The 4,315-nt window shown below is 66.9% G+C and carries 3 protein-coding genes; all 3 read left to right on the top strand.

Translation table 11 applies throughout. From position 1 onward, the window contains the following. Positions 1–512 precede the first annotated feature (512 nt). From ACK4S2_RS15625 to ACK4S2_RS15615, 3 genes are read left to right on the top strand one after another with little or no spacing between them, the layout of a single operon-like run. On the top strand, positions 513–1,526 hold the full coding sequence (locus ACK4S2_RS15625) for an ABC transporter ATP-binding protein (protein WP_409626478.1): 1,014 nt from the start codon (positions 513–515) through the stop codon (positions 1,524–1,526). After that, the gene (locus tag ACK4S2_RS15620; protein ID WP_409626474.1) at positions 1,519–2,583 is read left to right on the top strand and encodes an ABC transporter ATP-binding protein; all 1,065 of its coding nucleotides are present in this window, start codon (positions 1,519–1,521) and stop codon (positions 2,581–2,583) included. The genes ACK4S2_RS15625 and ACK4S2_RS15620 overlap by 8 nt, the downstream gene beginning before the upstream one ends. Continuing rightward, positions 2,580–4,280, top strand: a complete 1,701-nt coding sequence (locus ACK4S2_RS15615; RefSeq protein WP_409626471.1) for a peptide ABC transporter substrate-binding protein — start codon at positions 2,580–2,582, stop codon at positions 4,278–4,280. The genes ACK4S2_RS15620 and ACK4S2_RS15615 overlap by 4 nt, the downstream gene beginning before the upstream one ends. Positions 4,281–4,315: the final 35 nt, after the last annotated feature.

The following is a 4,315-nucleotide window of genomic DNA, read 5'->3' as shown; positions in this document are numbered from 1 at the left end:
GAGCACGCACCAAAACAAAAACAACCGAACCGACCCAAAACCCATGGGCCAACCCGACCGCCTTCCCCAGATGCAACCGCGCTTCCGCGTCCCGTCCCAGCGGTTTCTTGCGTCCCCGCCGTTTCGGTGAGGCGGTATCTAGGGTCTGCCGCCGGCGGGCGCAAGAGGAAAAAATGCGGCGCGTCATCTTTTTGTCGTCTGCCCATGTTTTGTTGGGGTTTCGCGCCCGGCCGCGCGGATTTCCACCTGTGGATAACCCCGCGCCTCTGTGGATAAGTCCCCGAAATCAGCATCTTCGGCGAATCGCGCCCCGAATCTGCACCGCCCGGCAGCCGAATCCTGGCCGCTCGGCGCGAATCTCCTGCCCTTGCCGCCGGATGCCGACGCAAGGGCAACGGCACCCCCCGCGACAACAGCCTTGCGACAGGCCGAAATATCGCTAATACTCGCCGGACAAACACGGACGAGCACGCCCGGACCGCAACAAGACGACCACATGCGGGGAGCGACATATGCCCGACAGGGCGCAGCCTGTACTTGATGTCCGGGGTCTCAAGACTGTTTTCCGGACTCGCGGCGGCGAAATCCATGCCGTCAACGATGTCAGCTTCAGCCTCGCGCCCGGCGAGCTTCTGGGCGTGGTCGGCGAAAGCGGATCCGGCAAGTCCGTCACCATGATGTCGCTGCTGGGCCTGCTGCCCAGCCCGCCGGCGATGAACAAGGGCGGACAGGTGCTGTTCGAAGGCAAGGATCTGCTCAAGGTCTCGCCGGCCGAGCTGCGCGACGTGCGCGGCGGGCGCATCGGTTTCATCTTCCAGGATCCGATGACCAGCCTGAACCCGGTGTTCACCGTCGGCTTCCAGATCATGGAGCCGCTGCGCCGCCACATGGGCATGACCAAGGAGGCCGCCCGCAAGCGCGCGGCCGAGCTGCTGGACCTCGTGGGCATCCCGGATGCCGCCCGGCGGCTGGGCGATTTTCCGCACCAGTTCTCGGGCGGGATGCGCCAGCGCGTGATGATCGCCATTGCCCTGGCCTGCGATCCCAAGGTGCTGATCGCCGACGAACCCACCACCGCGCTCGACGTGACGATCCAGGCCCAGATCCTCGAACTCGTGCGCGACCTGCGCCAGAAGCTCGGCATGGCGATCGTCTGGATCACCCACGATCTGGGCGTCATCGCCGGCATCGCCGACCGGGTGATGGTGATGTATGGCGGGCAGGTGGTGGAAATGGCGCCGGTGCGCGAACTGTTCGCCCGCCCGCGCCACCCCTATACCCAGGCCCTGTTGCAGACCATTCCCGCGTTGCACGGCGCGCGCGAGGCGCGGCTCAAGACCATCGAAGGCCAGCCGCCGATCCTGCGGCGCGCCCCCACCGCCTGCCCGTTCCTGTCGCGCTGCGTGCACGCCGTGCCGGTCTGCGGGCTGGAAAACCCCGCCCGCCGCACCCTGTCGGCCGGGCATGACGTGGCCTGCCACCGGGCCGAGGAACTGGCCGCGATCCGCGAGGTGGCGCATGGCTGACACTGCCGAACCCCTGGTCGAGGTCCGGGGCCTCAAGATGTATTTCCCCATCACCGCCGGCATCCTGCGCCGCAAGGTCGGCGACGTGAAGGCGGTGGACGATGTCTCGTTCTCGATCCTGCAAGGCGAGACGCTGGGGCTGGTGGGCGAATCGGGCTGCGGCAAATCCACCTGCGGGCGGGCGGTGCTGCGGCTTTACGACCCCACCGCCGGCTCGATCCGCATCGGCGGCACCGAAATCGCCACCCTCAGCCAAAGCGCCCTGCGCCCCTTGCGCCCGCAGATGCAGATGGTGTTCCAGGATCCGCAGGCCAGCCTGAACGCCCGCATGACCGTGGCGGCGATCATCTCGGAACCGCTCGACGAACACACGCGCATGACGCGGGCGGAAAAGCTCGACCGCGTCTATGAGCTGATGGATGCCGTGGGCCTGAACCGCCAGTTCGCCAACCGTTACCCGCACGAGTTTTCCGGCGGCCAGCGCCAGCGCATCGGCATTGCCCGCGCCCTGGCGCTGAACCCCAAGTTCATCGTCTGCGACGAACCCATCGCGGCGCTCGACGTTTCGATCCAGGCGCAGGTGGTCAACCTGCTGGAGGATCTGCAGGACAAGCTGGGCCTGACCTACCTGTTCATCAGCCACGATCTCAGCATGGTGCGCCACATCTGCGACCGGGTCGCGGTGATGTATCTGGGCCGCATCGCCGAAATCGCGCCGCGCGATGCGCTGTATGGCAACCCGCAGCACCCCTATACCCAGGCGCTGCTTTCGGCGGTGCCCGAACCCGACCCGGTGTCGGAAGCGACCCGCCAGCGCATCATCCTGCAAGGCGACGTGCCTTCGCCCGCCAAGCCGCCCAAGGGCTGCAACTTCTGCACCCGCTGCCCGCGGGTGATGCCGGTGTGCCGCGAGATCAAGCCCGACCTGCGCGAGATCGCGCCCGGGCATTTCGCCGCCTGCCACCTGCACGACCCGAGCCAGACCAGGACCACGACAGCCGGAACAACCGGCGGAACCGGGGCCATCGAGCACAACCAACAAGGAGAAAACGCATGAATCTCAGAACCGCCCTTCTGGGCGCAGCGGCCTCGGTCGCCTTTGCGCCGATGGCGCTGGCCGAGCGCGGCGCCGACGGCCATGTCAACGTGATCTACTGGCAAGCGCCGTCGATCCTGAACCCCTATCTTTCGGGCGGCACCAAGGATGTGGAATCCGCGTCGCTCATCATCGAGCCGCTGGCCCGCCACGACAACACCGGCGCGCTGGTGCCCTACCTCGCGGCCGAAATCCCGACGCTGGCCAACGGCGGCGTCGCCGAAGACCTCAAGTCGATCACCTGGAAGCTCAAGCCCGGCCTGCTGTGGTCGGACGGCACCCCGGTCACCGCCGCCGACGCGGTGTTCACCTGGGAATACTGCACCCATCCCGAGGGCGGCTGCGCCCAGGCGGCCAAGTTCGTGGGCGTGACCTCGGTCGAGGCGCTCGACGACCTGACCATCAAGATCAGCTTCTCCGATCCCAAGCCGAACCCCTACCTGCCGCTGGTGGGCGCGCAGTCGCCGATCATCCAGAAGGCGCAGTTTGCCGAATGCCTCGGCGCCAAGGCCCCCGAATGCACCGCGGCCAACTTCGGCCCGATCGGCACCGGCCCCTTCAAGGTGGTCGAGTTCCGCACCAACGACGTGATCTCGCTGGAAGCCAACCCGAACTACCGCGACCCGGCCAAGCCGCGCTTTGCCACCATGACGTTCAAGGGCGGCGGCGATGCCGAAGGCGCGGGCCGTGCCGTGCTGGAAACCGGCGAATTCGACTATGCCTGGAACCTCCAGCTGGCCCCCACCGTCATCAACAAGATGGTCGAGGCCGGCAAGGGTCAGGCGCTGTCGGCCTTCGGCACCCTGGTCGAGCGGATCGAGGTCAACATGACCAACCCCTCGCCTTCGCTGCCCGAAGGCGAACGCTCCACCGCCAAGCACCCGCACCCGTTCCTGTCCGATCCGGCGGTGCGCAAGGCGCTGTCGATGGCGATCGACCGCGAACTGCTGGTCGAGGTGGGCTATGGCCGCGCCGGCCGCCCGACCTGCGACCTGGTGCCGGGGCCCGAGCTTTATGCGGCCAAGAACACCTCCTGCCTGCAGCAGGACATCGCCGGCGCCAACAAGCTGCTGGATGACGCGGGCTGGGTGAAGGGTGCCGACGGCGTCCGTGCCAAGGATGGCGTGCGCCTGTCGATGCTGTATCAGACCTCGACCAACGCCGTTCGCCAGGACTTCCAGGCGCTTATCAAGCAGTGGTGGTCGGAAATCGGCGTCGAGGCCGAGCTGAAGAACGTGTCGGCCTCGGTGTTCTTCGGCGGTGATCCGGGCTCGCCCGACACCTTCCAGAAGTTCTATGCCGACGTCGAGATGTATGCCAACAACTTCGACGGCACCGACCCGGAAAGCTACCTGGGCGCCTACCTGTGCAACAAGGCGCCGCGGCCCGAAACCCAGTGGCAGGGCGAAAACATCAACCGCTTCTGCGACCCGGCCTACGACGCCCTGCACGCCGAGCTGACCCGCACCGCCGAGCCCGAAAAGCGCCGCGAGATCGCGATCAAGCTCAACAACATGCTGACGGTGGACAGCAACGTCATCATCCCGCTGGTGGACCGCGGCCGCGTGTCGGCGCATTCCAACAGCTTGGGCGGCGTGATCCTGAACACCTGGGATTCCGAGCTGTGGAACGCCGCCGACTGGTACCGGATCAAGTGATCCGGGCCTGAGGCCCCAGAACCGGCGCGGGCGGG

Origin of the sequence: Gemmobacter sp., assembly GCF_046292685.1 — a bacterium.
Classification (GTDB): Bacteria; Pseudomonadota; Alphaproteobacteria; order Rhodobacterales; family Rhodobacteraceae; genus Wagnerdoeblera.
Note: the sequence above shows the minus strand (reverse complement) of the source record. Positions and strands in the feature narration are given on the sequence as shown.